General features: G+C 58.5%; 13 protein-coding genes. 11 read left to right on the top strand and 2 right to left on the bottom strand.

Annotated elements, in window-relative coordinates:
- Nucleotides 1-155 precede the first annotated feature (155 nt).
- Nucleotides 156-632, top strand: coding sequence for a transcription elongation factor GreA (gene greA / locus CKA81_RS09330; RefSeq protein WP_128355013.1), 477 nt, complete (start codon nucleotides 156-158; stop codon nucleotides 630-632).
- Nucleotides 633-697: 65 nt separating this feature from the next.
- On the opposite strand, the gene CKA81_RS09325 is transcribed toward greA, so the two are convergent.
- Nucleotides 698-1,273, bottom strand: coding sequence for a YhbY family RNA-binding protein (locus CKA81_RS09325; protein ID WP_128355012.1), 576 nt, complete (start codon nucleotides 1,271-1,273; stop codon nucleotides 698-700).
- 17 nt (nucleotides 1,274-1,290) lie between these two features.
- Here CKA81_RS09325 and CKA81_RS09320 point away from each other — a divergent pair, with 17 nt between their 5' ends.
- The 5 genes from CKA81_RS09320 (at nucleotide 1,291) to CKA81_RS09300 (ending at nucleotide 6,999) form a co-directional block, all read left to right on the top strand.
- Entirely contained in the window at nucleotides 1,291-1,926 is a 636-nt protein-coding gene (locus CKA81_RS09320) for an RlmE family RNA methyltransferase (RefSeq protein ID WP_128355011.1), read from the top strand.
- 113 nt (nucleotides 1,927-2,039) lie between these two features.
- Complete coding sequence (gene ftsH / locus CKA81_RS09315; protein WP_128355010.1) at nucleotides 2,040-3,935, top strand: ATP-dependent zinc metalloprotease FtsH; 1,896 nt, start codon at nucleotides 2,040-2,042, stop codon at nucleotides 3,933-3,935.
- A 17-nt stretch (nucleotides 3,936-3,952) separates the two neighbouring features.
- A complete protein-coding gene (gene folP, locus CKA81_RS09310; RefSeq protein ID WP_128355009.1) occupies nucleotides 3,953-4,792 on the top strand; it encodes a dihydropteroate synthase in 840 nt (279 codons plus the stop codon).
- A complete protein-coding gene (gene glmM, locus CKA81_RS09305; RefSeq protein WP_128355008.1) occupies nucleotides 4,789-6,135 on the top strand; it encodes a phosphoglucosamine mutase in 1,347 nt (448 codons plus the stop codon). The genes folP and glmM overlap by 4 nt, the downstream gene beginning before the upstream one ends.
- 60 nt (nucleotides 6,136-6,195) lie before the next feature.
- A complete protein-coding gene (locus CKA81_RS09300) occupies nucleotides 6,196-6,999 on the top strand; it encodes a GNAT family N-acetyltransferase (RefSeq protein ID WP_128355007.1) in 804 nt (267 codons plus the stop codon).
- Nucleotides 7,000-7,051: 52 nt separating this feature from the next.
- Here CKA81_RS09300 and CKA81_RS09295 read toward each other — a convergent pair whose 3' ends face one another.
- Nucleotides 7,052-8,542 (bottom strand): Ppx/GppA phosphatase family protein, encoded by a 1,491-nt coding sequence (locus tag CKA81_RS09295; RefSeq protein WP_128355006.1) that lies wholly within the window; start codon nucleotides 8,540-8,542, stop codon nucleotides 7,052-7,054.
- 182 nt (nucleotides 8,543-8,724) lie between these two features.
- Between CKA81_RS09295 and ppk1 the strand changes: the two genes are divergently transcribed.
- From ppk1 to pstB, 5 genes are all read left to right on the top strand, one after another.
- Complete coding sequence (gene ppk1, locus CKA81_RS09290; protein WP_128355005.1) at nucleotides 8,725-10,785, top strand: polyphosphate kinase 1; 2,061 nt, start codon at nucleotides 8,725-8,727, stop codon at nucleotides 10,783-10,785.
- A 112-nt stretch (nucleotides 10,786-10,897) separates the two neighbouring features.
- Entirely contained in the window at nucleotides 10,898-11,941 is a 1,044-nt protein-coding gene (gene pstS, locus CKA81_RS09285; protein ID WP_128355004.1) for a phosphate ABC transporter substrate-binding protein PstS, read from the top strand.
- 166 nt (nucleotides 11,942-12,107) lie between these two features.
- A complete protein-coding gene (gene pstC, locus CKA81_RS09280; RefSeq protein WP_128355003.1) occupies nucleotides 12,108-13,043 on the top strand; it encodes a phosphate ABC transporter permease subunit PstC in 936 nt (311 codons plus the stop codon).
- A gap of 15 nt (nucleotides 13,044-13,058) precedes the next feature.
- Nucleotides 13,059-13,919, top strand: a complete 861-nt coding sequence (pstA, locus tag CKA81_RS09275; protein WP_128355002.1) for a phosphate ABC transporter permease PstA — start codon at nucleotides 13,059-13,061, stop codon at nucleotides 13,917-13,919.
- Between the two features lie 45 nt (nucleotides 13,920-13,964).
- On the top strand, nucleotides 13,965-14,741 hold the full coding sequence (pstB, locus tag CKA81_RS09270) for a phosphate ABC transporter ATP-binding protein PstB (protein WP_128355001.1): 777 nt from the start codon (nucleotides 13,965-13,967) through the stop codon (nucleotides 14,739-14,741).
- Nucleotides 14,742-15,074: the final 333 nt, after the last annotated feature.

Raw genomic sequence — 15,074 nt, 5'->3', positions numbered from 1 at the left:
GTTTTATTTTGAGCCTGGCCACTGTTGTTCACAGCTAAAAGAAACCAGCAGTTCGCTTAGTTCACTTCTACGGGCGGCGGTCGCCGCCCCTGGCACGACTTTTTATCAGGCGCTCCATTGTGCGAGCGTCTTTTTACTTTTGATTCAGGAATATTATGTCTGCGATACCGTTGACAGCACGCGGCGCTGAGCGTCTGCAAGCCGAACTACACCGTTTGAAAACCGTGGAACGTCCCTCGGTCATTAACGCCATCGCCGAAGCACGCGCTCAGGGAGACCTGTCCGAAAACGCCGAATACGACGCTGCCCGCGAGCGCCAGGCCTTCGTTGAGGGCCGCATCCAAGAGCTGGAAGGTACCCTGTCCAACGCGCAGATCATTGATCCGGCCGCGTTGGATGTAGACGGCAAGGCCGTCTTCGGCGCTACCGTTGAGATCGAAGATCTGGAGTCGGGCGAACGCCTCAAATACCAGATCGTGGGCGATGTCGAAGCCGACATCCGCGCCAATATGATTTCCGTTTCCAGCCCTGTGGCGCGGGCGCTGATAGGCAAGGGCGAGGGCGATGTGGTCTCGGTGCAAGCGCCAGCCGGCGTGCGCGAATTCGAAGTGCTTAACGTCAGCTATATCTGATCTTGCGCCACGCTACGGCACAAGATACAACAGGCGCCATGCCCAGCGGCATGGCGCCTGATCATTTATACTTTTGGTTTGGTGGGACGCAGGTTGCGCCGGGCGCCCGCGCGTAAAGACATGGCGCTGCCGGGGCGTCGCGGTATGCCGTGTACCGGGGCCGCTGCAGCCGGAGCCGCCGCACGGCGGGCGCGAGGCGCGGCGGTTTCGGCCTGCTCTGCCTTTTGGGCCGAACGTTTCGCTTTTTCAGTACGCCGCGTACGCGTAACACCGGTTGCCGCTAATTTTTTCGGCGTATGCGGTTCGGACGGCTTGCGTATGGCACGGGTGCTGTACTCGGCTTCGGCCTTGGCGCGTTCGGCAGCAAGGTCGGGGCGATAAAGAATAAGCGTCTTACCCAGATGGTGTACCAGCCCACACGATAGTGTGTCGCAAATGGTTTCCAGCATGGCATTGCGCGCGTCGCGTTCTTCGCCCGCAATGCGTACCTTGATCAATTGATGCGCATTCAGGTTAAGGTCGATTTCTTTCAGCACCGATTCCGACAGCCCACGATCGCCGATAAGGACGACGGGGCGCAAAGGGTGGGCGGCGGCGCGTAAGGCGCTGCGCTCTTGGGAAGTAAAGTCAAGTTTTGCCATATAGAGATTGTACGGGAATGGCCAAGAAAAAATTCTCCAAAGACTGGATACATCAGCATATCAATGACCCATACGTTAAAATGGCGCAACAAAAAGGCTACCGCGCCCGTGCCGCCTTCAAACTGTCCGAAATCGTCGACACCGAAAAACTGTTGCGCCCCGGCGATGTTGTGGTTGATCTCGGTTCCGCACCCGGTAGTTGGTCACAAATAGCGCGCGAGCGGCTGGTCGGTCCGGGCGGTGTTATCAAAGGGCGCATCATTGCGCTGGACATGCTGCCCATGGAGCCCATCGAGGGCGTCGAGTTCATGTTGGGCGATTTCCGCGAAGACGCCGTACTGAACCAGCTAAAAGAATTGCTGGGCGACGCTAGGGTAGACCTTGTGATTTCCGACATGGCCCCCAATCTATCCGGTGTGAGTTCGGCCGATTCGGCCCGCATTCAGCACGTATGCGATCTGGCGCTCGATTTCGCTTGCCATCACCTGGCCCCCGACGGTGCTCTTATCGTCAAGGCATTTCATGGCAGCGGGTTCTCCCAGACCGTCGAATTATTCAAGCGACATTTCCACCGAGTCGTCGAACGCAAGCCTAAAGCCTCACGGGTGAAATCCTCTGAAACTTTTCTGGTCGCAAGACGGTTGAAAGCTTAGCGTTTCCTGAACAGAAATTCTGCTATCAGGTAGAATGATTCTATTGACATACTTGTTCTGCTGCCGTTGTCGCGGGGGTAAGGCAAGCCGAAGTTACAAGTAGGAGGTTGGCTTTGAACAACTCGTTTTCCAAGGTCGCGATCTGGATGGTGATCGCGCTGGTCCTGTTCACTGTTTTCAAGCAGTTCGACGGGCGCGCGACCACGGCCGAAACCGTGACATACACGCAGTTCATCAACGATGCACAAGCTGGCCGTATCAGCAAGGTCGACATTCAGGGCGACACCTTATATGTTACGCCCGATACTGGCCGTCCTTATAGCCTGACTTCACCTGGCGACCTCTGGATGGTCCCCGAACTGGTCAAGTCCGGCGTTCAGGTATCCGGCAAGGCCCGCGAAGAGCCATCCTTCCTCACCAGCCTGTTCATATCGTGGTTCCCCATGCTGCTGCTTATCGGCGTGTGGATCTTCTTCATGCGTCAGATGCAAGGTGGCGGCAAGGGCGGGGCATTCAGCTTTGGAAAATCCCGCGCCCGCATGATGGACGAAAACACCAATCACATCACTTTTGCCGACGTTGCTGGTTGCGACGAAGCCAAGGAAGACGTGCAAGAGCTCGTCGACTTCCTGCGCGACCCCACCAAATTCCAGCGTCTGGGCGGTCGTATCCCGCGTGGCGTACTCATGGTGGGTTCGCCCGGTACCGGTAAAACCTTGCTGGCCAAGGCGATTGCCGGCGAAGCAAAGGTGCCTTTTTTCAGCATTTCGGGTTCTGACTTCGTTGAAATGTTCGTGGGTGTGGGCGCCGCCCGCGTTCGCGACATGTTTGAAAACGCCAAGAAGCAGGCTCCCTGCATCATCTTCATCGACGAAATCGATGCTGTTGGACGTCAGCGGGGTGCCGGCCTGGGTGGTGGCAACGACGAACGCGAACAAACGCTTAACCAGTTGTTGGTCGAAATGGACGGTTTTGAAACCGGCCAGGGTGTGCTGGTTATCGCCGCCACCAACCGTCCCGACGTCCTGGATCCCGCCTTGTTGCGTCCGGGCCGCTTCGACCGTCAGGTGGTGGTGTCGCTGCCCGATATTCGTGGCCGCGAACAAATCCTGAAAGTCCATATGCGCAAGGTGCCCTTGGCCACCAACGTCGACGCCATGGTCCTGGCGCGAGGCACACCGGGCTTTTCCGGTGCTGACCTGGCCAACCTGGTTAACGAAGCTGCCTTGTTTGCCGCACGCCGCAGTGGGCGCACGGTCGAAATGAGCGACTTCGAAAAAGCCAAAGACAAAATCATCATGGGTGCCGAGCGCCGTTCGCTCATCATGCCCGAAGAAGAGCGCCGCAATACGGCGTATCACGAGTCCGGCCACGCCCTGGTGGCGCGCATGCTGCCCAAGACCGACCCCGTCCACAAGGTCACCATCATTCCTCGTGGCCGCGCGTTGGGCGTAACCATGCAGTTGCCGGAAGGCGATCGCTACAGCATGGACAAAGACCGTCTGCTCAACACCATCGCGGTCCTGTTCGGTGGCCGTATCGCCGAAGAAGTGTTCATGAACCAAATGACCACTGGGGCTTCCAACGACTTCGAGCGGGCCACGGCCATTGCGCGCGATATCGTCACGCGTTATGGCATGACCGATTCTTTGGGTCCTGTGGTTTACGCCGAGAACGAGGGCGAAGTCTTCCTGGGTCGCAGCGTTACCAAGACCACGCATGTTTCCGAAGCGACCATGCAAAAGGTCGACCACGAGATCCGCGCCATTATCGATCAGCAATATCAGGTGGCTCGCAAGATCATCGAAGAGAACCGCGACAAGATCGAAGCTATGACGGCAGCGCTGCTCGAATGGGAAACCATCGATGCCGACCAGATCAACGACATCATCGAGGGTCGTCCGCCACGGGCACCGCAGCCACCATCGTCCAGTAACGACACGTCCGACCACACGCCGCCCACCGGGCTGACGTCGGCCGGAGGCAGTGCCGCGGCAACACCTGTATAGGCCGAACGTACTCCATCATGAGTCCTGGCTTGCTTTGTGGGCGCTTCGAGCTCGATCTCGAGCGCCCATTAATTATGGGCATCGTCAATGTCACCCCCGACTCGTTCTCGGATGGTGCCCAGCACCTTGAGGCCGATGCAGCCATCGCGCACGCGCGCTCGCTGATCGCGCAGGGTGCCGACATCCTTGATATTGGCGGTGAGTCCACCCGCCCAGGCGCCGAACCCGTGCCCGCCGAAGTCGAACTCGCACGCATTTTGCCGCTGATCGAGGCGCTGCGCACGGCCGACATTCCCCTGTCCATCGATACCTTCAAGCCCGAGGTCATGCGTGCCGCATTGGCTGCCGGCGCCGATATGATCAACGACATCTATGGGTTCAGGCGGCCTGGTGCCCTGGACGCTGTCGCCGGCAGTGGCTGCGGGCTTTGTGTGATGCATATGCAGGGCGAACCCAAAACCATGCAGCAAGCCCCGCAGTACGGCGATCTGGTGCACGACGTCGAGGCCTTCCTGCATGACCGGGTAAGAGCCATACGCGCCTGCGGCATCGACAGCGGCCGTATTGTTCTCGACCCTGGCTTCGGCTTTGGCAAGACGGCTGCACAAAATTATCTTTTATTGCGTCGACTGGACGAAATGGACAGCCTGGGCTGCCCATGGCTGATCGGAGTGTCGCGCAAATCCATGATAGGCCACGTAAGCGGCGGAACGCCGAGCGAACGTGTACCCGGCAGCATAGCGGCCGCGCTGGCGGGCATCGCCCGCGGTGTGCACATCGTGCGGGTGCACGATGTGCGCGCCACCGCCGAAGCGGTCAAGGTTTGGCGCGCCATCGAACACGGAGACTTTTTATGACAGAGCGCAGGTATTTCGGTACAGACGGCGTGCGGGGCGAAGTGGGCGGACCCACCATCAATGCGGCGTTTGCGCTGCGTCTGGGCTATGCGGCGGGGCGCGTGCTCGCACGCCAGTATCCGGGCCGGGGTCGGCCGGCAGTCATCATCGGCAAAGACACGCGTATTTCTGGGTATATGCTCGAGTCCGCACTGGAAGCCGGCTTGTCGGCAGCGGGCATCGATGTGCTTCTGGCCGGGCCAGTGCCCACGCCGGCCGTCGCTTACCTTACGCGCGCCCTACGGCTGGTTGCCGGCATAGTCATCAGTGCCTCGCATAATCCTTTTCAAGATAACGGCATCAAGTTCTTTTCGGCCCAGGGCATGAAATTGCCCGACGAAATCGAAGCCCAGATCGAAGCCGAGATAGATCAGCCGGTGGGTTGCGTCGGATCCGAGGCACTGGGCCGGGCCCGGCGCATCGACGATGCTGCCGGCCGTTATATCGAGTTCTGCAAAAGCACCTTCCCCAACGAACTGGACTTATCCGGCTTGCGTATTGTGGTGGATGCCGCGCACGGCGCTGCCTACCATATTGCGCCGCATGTCTTTCGCGAATTGGGCGCCGAGGTATTTGCCATAGGCTGCCAGCCTGATGGCTTCAATATCAACGAGAAGGTCGGCGCGATGCACCCCGAAGCCCTGGTCGAGGAGGTCCGGCTACGGGGCGCCGATCTGGGCATTGCGCTTGATGGCGATGCCGACAGATTGCAGATGGTGGATGGTACTGGCCGCCTGTACAACGGCGACGAACTGCTCTACGCCATCGTGTGCGACCGCATGAAGCAAAAGCCTGTAGAGGGCGTGGTAGGCACCCTGATGACCAATCTGGGCTTCGAGAAACAAATGCAAGCCCTGGGGGTAGGTTTCGAGCGAGCCAAGGTGGGGGATCGCTACGTACTGGAAGCCATGCAGCGCCGCGGCTGGCTTTATGGCGGCGAAAGCTCAGGCCATCTGCTGTGCCTCGATTGTCACACGACCGGCGATGGCATCATTGCCGCCTTGCAGGTGCTGACGGCCATGAGCCGCAGCGGCAAGAGCCTGGACGAACTCGTTTCAGAACTGAAAATGTATCCTCAGAAGATGGTCAACGTCCCCTTGGCTCCAGGCGTCAAATGGCAGGCGCATCGCGGCTTGCAAGCGGCGCGCGAGGCAGTAGAGAAGCAACTGGGCGATCGGGGCAGGGTGCTGATCCGGGCATCCGGCACTGAGCCCAAGCTGCGACTGATGGTTGAAGCAGACGAGTTGGCCCTGGTTGAAGACGGCCTACGCGAGTTGGTCGCGGTGAATCTGGCCATCGACTAGGTTTTCAAGAAGCTGCAACATTCCGTAGACATACTGGCACTATGTTTACGGAGTGACACCATGCTAGAGCTTGCAGCCAACCAGCCTCGAAAGGGGCCGGGCCCACACCTTACCTGGGAAGCCCCGCCGGGCACCGGTCTTGTACTGACGCTGGCGCGCAGCCATCAAGACCTCGAGGCAATTCAACGTTTGCGTTACGACGTCTTTACCGAAGAAATGGGCGCGGTCTTTCCGGATGGCAGCAATGGTCTGGACGCCGACCGCTACGACCCCTGGTGTGAACACTTCCTGGTAAAAGAGCAGCCCAGTGGCCGGGTCGTGGGTACTTACCGGCTGTTGACCCCGGCCAATGCGCGCAAGGCGGGTGCCTACTACGCCGAGTCAGAGTTCGATCTGTCGGGGTTGGGGTCCATTCAAGAAAATATTGTGGAAGTCGGCAGGGCGTGCACGCATCCCGACTACCGCAACGGTTCAGTCATCATGCTGCTTTGGTCGGGCCTCGCCAGAAAGGTGGAACAACTGGGCTGCAGGTATGTGTTGGGCTGTGCCAGTGTCAGTTTGCGCGATGACGGCGCCACCGCTGCCAAGGTCTGGCGTTCCAGTTCGGCAGCCATGCCCGCATGCCATTTACCGCGCGTTACGCCTCTACACCGATACCCGGTAGAGCGCCTGGACAGCATGTTGCCCGCGCGTACCCCGGCACTGATCAAGGGCTATCTGAAGCTGGGCGCCACGATTTGCGGCGAGCCGGCATGGGACCCGGACTTCAATACCGCAGACTTTCCAGTGCTGCTGGATATGCAGAAAATGGATGCACGCTATCGGCGACATTTTGGACTCGCACCGGTCGCCGTCGCTGCGTAAGGCGAGATCAGCCGGAGTGCAGCCGTCCGCTGGAGTAGCCGCTGACAGGTATTCAGGTCTCGATCAGTTCGAGATCGATGCCGGCCTTGCGCCATTCCTTCTGTTCGGCCCGCAGCGAATACTCTGACAAGGCATGGTCGTCCAGCCAGGCTTTGTTTACGTGCATTTTTATGCCTTTTCCGTTGGCGGCAAGCGAGATCGGCAGCGACTTCTGATCTTCGCGTCGCCGGCATAGCAGGACGGCAAGGCGCAGGCACAGCAAAGTAAGCCAGCGGCCGCGCGTTGGATCATGCAGTGACAGCTTGCTGACCTTACCCTGATGGCCCAGCACGATCAGCGCCAGTAGCTCTTGGTCGTCGTTTGAAAACCCGGGCATATCGGCGTGTTCGAGAATGTAGGCGCTATGCTTGTGATACTGCGCATGCGTAATACTGATGCCGACTTCATGCAGGTCGGCCGCCCATCCAAGCGTGCGCTCCAGCTCTTGCTTCTCGGTTGGATCGTAGAGTTCGAGTTGAGAAAACAGGCTCAGGGCAACCTGCTTCACGCGCTCGCATTGGCGCACATCCACATGATAGCGTTTGATGAACTGGCGTACGGTCTCGTGGCGCTTGTCGTGTGCAGAGTCGCGGCCCAGCAGGTCATACAGCACGCCTACCCGCAAAGCGCCTTCACCGGGCGCCATCACTTTGATGTTCAGTTCCTTGAACGCGGCGATCATGATGGCCAGGCCGCCGCTTAACACCAACGAGCGATCGTGTTTCAGGCCCGGAAGCTCGCCCATGACGACTTGGCCGTCATGGATAAGCTTGGCTTTGAGCTTTTCCAGCCCTTCCAGGGTGATGCCCTTACGCGACATCCCGCCTTCCAGCAATACCGCCAGCAGTCCCTTGGCTGTGCCGGAAGAGCCATAGGCCTCTTGCCAGCCGGTACGGCGATAGACGCGCGATATGGCTTCCAGTTCGCGCCTTGCCGCCAGTTCCGCCTGCTGCATGCGCGACGCCGTGATGACGCCGTCGGGGAAGAACTTCCGCGTAAAGCTGACGCAGCCCATATACAAGGAGGACAGATGCAGGGGCTGGAAGCCTTTGCCGATGATCACCTCGGTGGAACCACCTCCGATGTCTATCATGAGCCGCCGATGTTCTGAAGGAGGCAGCTCGTTCGTGATACCCGAGAAGATCAGGCGGGCTTCCTCACGGCCCGAGATGACCTCGACCGGAAAGCCCAGCGCAGCTTCGACACGCGGCAGAAATTCCGACACGTTCTTCGCGACGCGAAAGGTGTTGGTCGCCACTGCCCGTACCCGATTGGGATGGAAGCCGCTGAGCCGCTCGCCGAAGCGCTTGAGCACAGTGATGGCCCGCTCTATGGCTTCTTCATCGATGATCTTGTCGTCGCCCAGGCCCGCAGCCAGGCGCACGGACTCTTTGAGGCGGTCTATGGCGTAGATTTGCGCGATGCCGTCTTGTTGCACGACCCGCCCGATCGAAAGCCGGAAGCTGTTAGAGCCCAGGTCGACCGCAGCCAGTAGATGATCCATTATGTAGGTACCAGGATGAATATGCAGCGATTATAGAGACCGGGACGCCATACCGCGACAAGCGCGCCAGATTCGCCACGCCAGTGGGCAAATCGTACTCAGGCTGCCCGCTGTCTGGCAAACTGTCATGAAGCCGTCATCCAATTGAAGTAAAACAACAGGTAACACTCCAGGGCTCGCCTATGCTTCCTTCCCCGACCGACCCGACCTTGCTTAATCGCGAGTTGTCGCTGCTCAAGTTTAACGAGCGTGTGCTGGCCATGGCCCAGAACCCGTCCACGCCCCTGCTAGAGCAACTGCGTTACCTGTGCATAGTCAGCTCCAACCTGGACGAGTTCTTCGAGATCCGTATTTCGAGCCTGAAAGAGCAGCAGCGCCAGACGCCCGCGCTGGTGGGGCCGGACGGCTACACCCCGGGCGAGGCCTTCGAACGCGTGCAGGCTGCAGCGCATTTGTTGGTGGAACAGCAAAATGTGGTGCTGACCGACCATGTCTTGCCGCGCCTCGAGGCCGAAGGCATCGCCTTGCTTGAGCCTGCCAACTGGAGCGACGCGCTGCGCGATTGGGCCTACGCCGGCTTCCAGAGCGATGTCATGCCCATGCTCACGCCGATAGGGCTGGATCCCGCCCATCCCTTCCCCCGGGTATACAACAAAAGCCTGAATTTCATCGTGGCCCTGTCCGGGCAGGACGCCTTTGGTCGCAGCGCCTCCATCGCCATCGTGCAGGCGCCGCGGGCCTTGCCGCGCGTCATCAAGATCCCGCCCGAAATCTCGGGCATACCTCATGGTTATTTATTGCTCACGGCACTGATCAGTGCCTTTGTCGGCGATCTTTTCCCCGGTTTGGACGTCAAGGGGGTTTATCAGTGGCGCGTCACACGCAATAGCGACTTGTTCGTGGACGAAGAAGAAATCACCAATCTGCGCCACGCCCTGCAAGGGGAGCTGTCGCAGCGCAATTTCGGCGCGGCGGTGCGGCTCGAGATCGACGAAGACATGCCGACCGACCTGGAAGTCTTCCTGCAGCAGGAATTCCTGTTGCAGCCACAGGACACCTACCGCGTCAGCGGGCCGGTCAATTTGTCGCGCCTGATGCAGCTTTGCAATGTCGTTGGGCGGCCCGAGCTCTTGTTCCCTGACCATAGACCGGAAATTCCGCCGCCTTTCGATGCGGTGTCCGACAGTCCTGACGCCTTGTTCGGCGCCATTGCACAGCAGGACCGCTTGCTGCACCATCCGTATCAGTCCTTCCAGCCGGTACTGAACTTCCTGACGGCAGCCGCCATGGATCCGTCGGTCGTTGCCATCAAGCAAACCATTTATCGCACCGGCGAAGATTCCGAACTGATGCGCTTGCTGCTTGCAGCCGCCAAGGCCGGCAAGGAAGTTACCGTGATCGTCGAACTGATGGCGCGCTTTGACGAGCAGACCAATATCAATTGGGCCGCAAGGCTGGAAGAAGTCGGCGCCCATGTCAGTTACGGCGTGGTGGGCCACAAGACCCACGCCAAGATGGCCCTGGTGCTGCGGCGCGAGAAAGGCCACATCCGGCGCTATGGGCACTTGGGTACCGGCAATTATCACCCTCGCACGGCGCGCCTGTATACCGACTTCGGCTTGCTTACCGCCGACCAGAAGCTGTGCGAAGACATGGATAAGGTGTTCTCGCTGCTTACCGGTCTGGGGGCGCGTCGCCCCTTGAAGCTGCTGCTGCAGTCGCCCTTTACCTTGCACGAGACCATGCTGGCGCTAATACGCAACGAAGTGGTCAACGCCAAGGCGGGCAAGAAGGCGCGCATCATGGCCAAGATGAATTCCTTGCTGGAGCCCATCATTATCGAGGCGCTCTATCGAGCCAGCCAGGCTGGCGTGAAAATTGATCTGATCGTGCGAGGCGCCTGTGCCCTGCGTGCCGGCGTACTGGGCTTGTCCGAGAACATCAGGGTGCGCTCGATTATCGGGCGCTTCCTGGAGCATTCGCGGGTTTTTTACTTTTATAACGATGGTGCCGAGAACCTGTATTTGTCATCGGCCGACTGGATGGACCGCAACTTCTTCCGCCGGGTGGAGATCAGTTTCCCCATTCTGGATAAAGCGCTTAAAAAGCGTGTGATCGACGAGGCTTTCACCTATGCCTTACGCGATAACCAGCTCGCGTGGCGGGCTTTGCCCGACGGGTGTTATGTGAAAGTAAAAAACAGCAGCAAGCCGTTCAGCCTGCAGGATCATCTGACGCGATAGGGTTGCTTGGAGAAAAGTCGGCCACTGTCACGAACATGTCACATTGGCGTCTTACCATGTTGGTTGTGCAGGTTTGAACCTGACTTAACCAGAACAGATCGAGGACTTCTTTATGTTAAAGCGCGTTTTATTACAGGTTTCGGTCGGGGTCGCCATGGGCGCGGCCGCACTGACGACACATGCCGCAGACATCACGGGCGCTGGCGCCTCGTTTCCGTATCCCATCTATGCCAAGTGGGCAGACCAATACAACAAGGAAACCGGTAACCGCGTCAATTACCAGTCCATCGGCTCGGGTGGCGGTCAGCAGCAGATCATTGCCAAGACGGTCGATTTCGGCGCTTCCGATGACCCGATGAAGGGCGATGCACTCGAGAAAAACGACCTGTTCCAGTTCCCGGCCATCATCGGCGGCACGGTGCCTGTGGTCAACATTGAGGGCATCAAGCCTGGCGAACTGAAGTTGTCCGGCGACGTCATCGCCGATATTTTCCTCGCCAAGATCAAGAAATGGGACGACGCTGCCATCAAGGCGCTTAACCCCGACCTGAAACTGCCTTCGGCGTCCATTATTGTGGTTCACCGCTCAGACGGTTCGGGCACCACATTTGGCTGGACCAACTACCTGTCCAAAGTATCGCCAGCCTGGAAAGAGCAGGTCGGTGAAGGCAAGGCTGTAAAATGGCCCACCGGTCAGGGAGGCAAGGGCAACGAAGGCGTCGCCGCCTACGTCCGCCAACTGAAGAACTCTATCGGTTACGTCGAATACGCCTATGCCAAGCAGAACGGCCTGTCATGGACCCAACTGCGCAACAAGGATGGTCAATTTGTGCAGCCTACGCAAGAAGCTTTCGCTGCTGCCGCCGCGAATGCCGACTGGAACAGCGTGCCTGGCATGGGCGTGGTTCTGACGGAAGAGCCGGGTGCAGAATCGTGGCCGGTTACCTCCGCCAGCTTCATCCTGATGCAGAAGCAGCAGGACAAGCCCGAGACAGCCAAGGAAGTGCTGGCGTTTTTCGACTGGGCCTTCAAGAACGGTGACGCCATGGCTGCAGAACTGGACTACGTGCCGCTGCCTGATAGCGTGACCAAGCAAATCGGCGAAGCCTGGAAGACCGAGATCAAAGGCACGGATGGTTCAGTAGTCTGGAAATAAGTGCATTTGGCGGTGCTCGAGCCGCAGGATGAGTAACAAAGGACGGTGCCATCGGGATGGTGCCGTCCTTCTTGTGTAAAAATCGAAGCTTCGGTTATGGTTCAATGCTTCCCGGCGCTCATGCGTCTATAGTAATGCCCACCCATGAAATGCAACATCACAAGACATGAAAAATAATCGGAACGCGCTCATGGACGCCGTGTTCAAGAACCTGACTCGAAGTTTCGCGTTTCTGGTTTTTATTCTGCTCGGCGCCATCACCGTATCGCTGTTGTACGGCAGCCGCGAGTCCATTGCCGAGTACGGTATCGCGTTTCTCTGGACCAACAACTGGGATCCAGTCCAGAACATCTACGGTGCACTGGTGCCTATCACCGGCACTTTGCTGACTTCCTTCATTGCGTTGGTCATTGCCGTGCCGGTGTCTTTCGGGATCGCGATGTTCCTGACCGAGTTGTCGCCCGTGTGGCTGCGCCGCCCGCTGGGCACGGCCATCGAAATGCTCGCGGCCATCCCGTCCATCATTTATGGCATGTGGGGGCTGTTTGTCTTCGTGCCGATTTTTCAGCAGTACATACAGCCTTACGTCATTGACTTCTTCGAGGGCGTTCCGGTGCTGGAGCAAGTATTTGCCGGGCCGCCTTTCGGCATCGGTGTCTTCACCGCCGGCCTGATTCTGTCCATTATGGTCATCCCCTTCATTACGGCAGTCATGCGTGATGTATTCGAGCTGGTACCGCCTCTATTGAAAGAGTCGGCATACGGCTTGGGCAGCACAACTTGGGAAGTCGTCTGGAAAGTCGTGCTGCCCTATACCAGAAGCGGCGTGATCGGCGGCATCATGCTCGGTCTGGGCCGCGCGCTGGGCGAGACCATGGCCGTTACCTTCGTGATCGGCAATGCCTTCAACCTGCCGGCGTCGGTTTTTTCGCCATCCAATTCCATTGCGTCCGCGTTGGCGAACGAGTTCAACGAAGCTGGCGGCATGCAAAAGTCTGCCTTGCTTGAACTGGGCCTGATCCTGTTCCTGATCACCACCGTGGTGTTGGCCTTGTCCAAGCTGCTTCTACTTCGCCTGGCGAAAGCCGAGGGCACGCACTAGGTATCGAATCCAGCCATGTTCTCTTCCGACTCCATCGTCAACCTGTCCAACCCCGTATACCGGCGGCGGCAGCGCTTCAATACGCTGATGCTGACCCTGTCGGCGGCCACTGTCATTTTCGGCCTGTTCTGGCTCAGCTGGATCATACTGACGCTTTTCGTCAAAGGTGGCTCGGCCCTGTCATTGACACTGCTGACGCAAAGCACGCCCCCGCCCGGTGCCGATGGCGGCTTGCTCAATGCCATCATAGGCAGTGTGATGATGGCCGCGGTGGCGACGCTTATTGGTACCCCCATAGGGGTATTGGCGGGCACCTACTTGGCCGAGTATGGCCAGCGAGGCTGGCTGGCGCCGGCAACGCGCTTCCTTAACGACGTGTTGCTCTCGGCGCCGTCCATCGTCATCGGCCTGTTCATTTATGCCACCTATGTGGCGCAGGTCGGCCATTATTCCGGCTGGGCTGGTGCGCTGGCGCTTGCCATTCTGGTGATCCCCGTGGTGGTGCGCGCCACCGACAATATGCTCCTGCTGGTGCCGAACAGCCTGCGCGAGGCGGCGGCCGCCCTGGGTTGCCCGCAGTGGCGCGTTATCATGTTCATCAGTTATCGTGCAGCACGGTCCGGCATCATTACCGGTGTCCTGCTGGCCGTTGCGCGTATTTCCGGTGAGACAGCACCGCTGCTGTTTACCGCTTTGAACAATCAATTCATGTCCTTGAACATGAATGCCCCGATCGCCAATCTTCCGGTCGTCATCTTCCAGTACGCTGCCAGCCCCTTCGAGGACTGGAATCGGCTGGCATGGGCGGGCGCCGTTTTGATCACACTGCTAGTACTGGGCATCAACATCGCCGCTCGCAGCCTCTTTCGAAAATAATACTGTGCCGGAAGGGCTTGCAGGCCCTTTCAGCCGGGAACGACTATGCAATCAAACCCCAACGCCGAACGCACCAAGCTCGAAGTCAAGAACCTGAACTTCTACTATGGCAACTACCAGGCCATCAAGGACGTCAACCTGTCCATCAAGGAGAACAAGGTCACGGCATTCATCGGGCCATCAGGTTGCGGAAAGTCCACCTTGTTGCGCACCTTCAATCGCATGTTCGAGCTTTATCCCGGACAGCGCGCCGAGGGTGAGATCATCCTGGACGGCGAGAACCTGCTGTCGTCGCGCATGGATATCTCATTGATACGCGCCAAAGTGGGCATGGTGTTCCAGAAACCCACGCCTTTTCCCATGAGCATCTACGACAACATTGCATTTGGCGTCCGGCTGTTCGAAAGGCTCAGCAAGGGTGAGATGGACGAACGCGTCGAGTGGGCCCTGACCAAGGCGGCGCTCTGGAACGAAGTCAAAGACAAACTTGCTCAAAGCGGCAACGGGCTGTCGGGCGGCCAGCAACAGCGCTTATGCATAGCGCGCGGTATTGCCATCAAACCGGAAATCATGCTGCTGGACGAGCCGTGTTCGGCGCTGGATCCTATTTCCACGGCAAAAATCGAAGAGCTGATAGCCGAACTGAAGTCCGACTACACCGTGGTGATCGTGACCCACAACATGCAGCAGGCGGCGCGGTGCTCCGACTACACGGCATACATGTATTTGGGCGAACTCATGGAGTTCGGCGAGACCGACCAGGTGTTCGTCAAACCCGCAAGAAAAGAGACCGAAGACTACATCACGGGCCGCTTCGGTTAAGCTAAAAACCACTTGCCCCAGCCTGTTCACGAAGCCCCTTTTCTGGGGCTTTTCCTTTGTTCTTCCGGGCTTTCCTTATTAACGTTAACCCTTTAGTTTTTCGCGAAAGTCTGAATCGAGACACTTAATGTCCTTTCCGGGTGAGTTTCAGTGTTTCGCATTTGATAATCTTCGCCACATCCGTACCCAAACACACAAATAGAAACAACAGACGGATTGTCGTTACGCACGGCAGACTAAGCATCTTGCGGCGCCACACGCGACGCGGGGCACAAAACTTCCCAGGCAGTGACCTTTTTTTTCCCGATTTTCGGGGGGGCGCAGCTTGGCCTG

Origin of the sequence: Pollutimonas thiosulfatoxidans (assembly GCF_004022565.1) — a bacterium.
Lineage (GTDB): Bacteria > Pseudomonadota > Gammaproteobacteria > Burkholderiales > Burkholderiaceae_B > Pusillimonas_D > Pusillimonas_D thiosulfatoxidans.
Note: the sequence above shows the minus strand (reverse complement) of the source record. Positions and strands in the feature narration are given on the sequence as shown.

What these genes read in the sequence shown, in the direction of transcription:
- greA (WP_128355013.1), top strand. Translation starts at nt 156, where the DNA reads ATGTCTGCGATACCGTTGACAGCACGCGGCGCTGAGCGTCTGCAAGCC.
- CKA81_RS09325 (WP_128355012.1), bottom strand. Translation starts at nt 1,273, where the DNA reads ATGGCAAAACTTGACTTTACTTCCCAAGAGCGCAGCGCCTTACGCGCC.
- CKA81_RS09320 (WP_128355011.1), top strand. Translation starts at nt 1,291, where the DNA reads ATGGCCAAGAAAAAATTCTCCAAAGACTGGATACATCAGCATATCAAT.
- folP (WP_128355009.1), top strand. Translation starts at nt 3,953, where the DNA reads ATGAGTCCTGGCTTGCTTTGTGGGCGCTTCGAGCTCGATCTCGAGCGC.
- glmM (WP_128355008.1), top strand. Translation starts at nt 4,789, where the DNA reads ATGACAGAGCGCAGGTATTTCGGTACAGACGGCGTGCGGGGCGAAGTG.
- CKA81_RS09300 (WP_128355007.1), top strand. Translation starts at nt 6,196, where the DNA reads ATGCTAGAGCTTGCAGCCAACCAGCCTCGAAAGGGGCCGGGCCCACAC.
- CKA81_RS09295 (WP_128355006.1), bottom strand. Translation starts at nt 8,542, where the DNA reads ATGGATCATCTACTGGCTGCGGTCGACCTGGGCTCTAACAGCTTCCGG.
- ppk1 (WP_128355005.1), top strand. Translation starts at nt 8,725, where the DNA reads ATGCTTCCTTCCCCGACCGACCCGACCTTGCTTAATCGCGAGTTGTCG.
- pstS (WP_128355004.1), top strand. Translation starts at nt 10,898, where the DNA reads ATGTTAAAGCGCGTTTTATTACAGGTTTCGGTCGGGGTCGCCATGGGC.
- pstC (WP_128355003.1), top strand. Translation starts at nt 12,108, where the DNA reads ATGAAAAATAATCGGAACGCGCTCATGGACGCCGTGTTCAAGAACCTG.
- pstA (WP_128355002.1), top strand. Translation starts at nt 13,059, where the DNA reads ATGTTCTCTTCCGACTCCATCGTCAACCTGTCCAACCCCGTATACCGG.
- pstB (WP_128355001.1), top strand. Translation starts at nt 13,965, where the DNA reads ATGCAATCAAACCCCAACGCCGAACGCACCAAGCTCGAAGTCAAGAAC.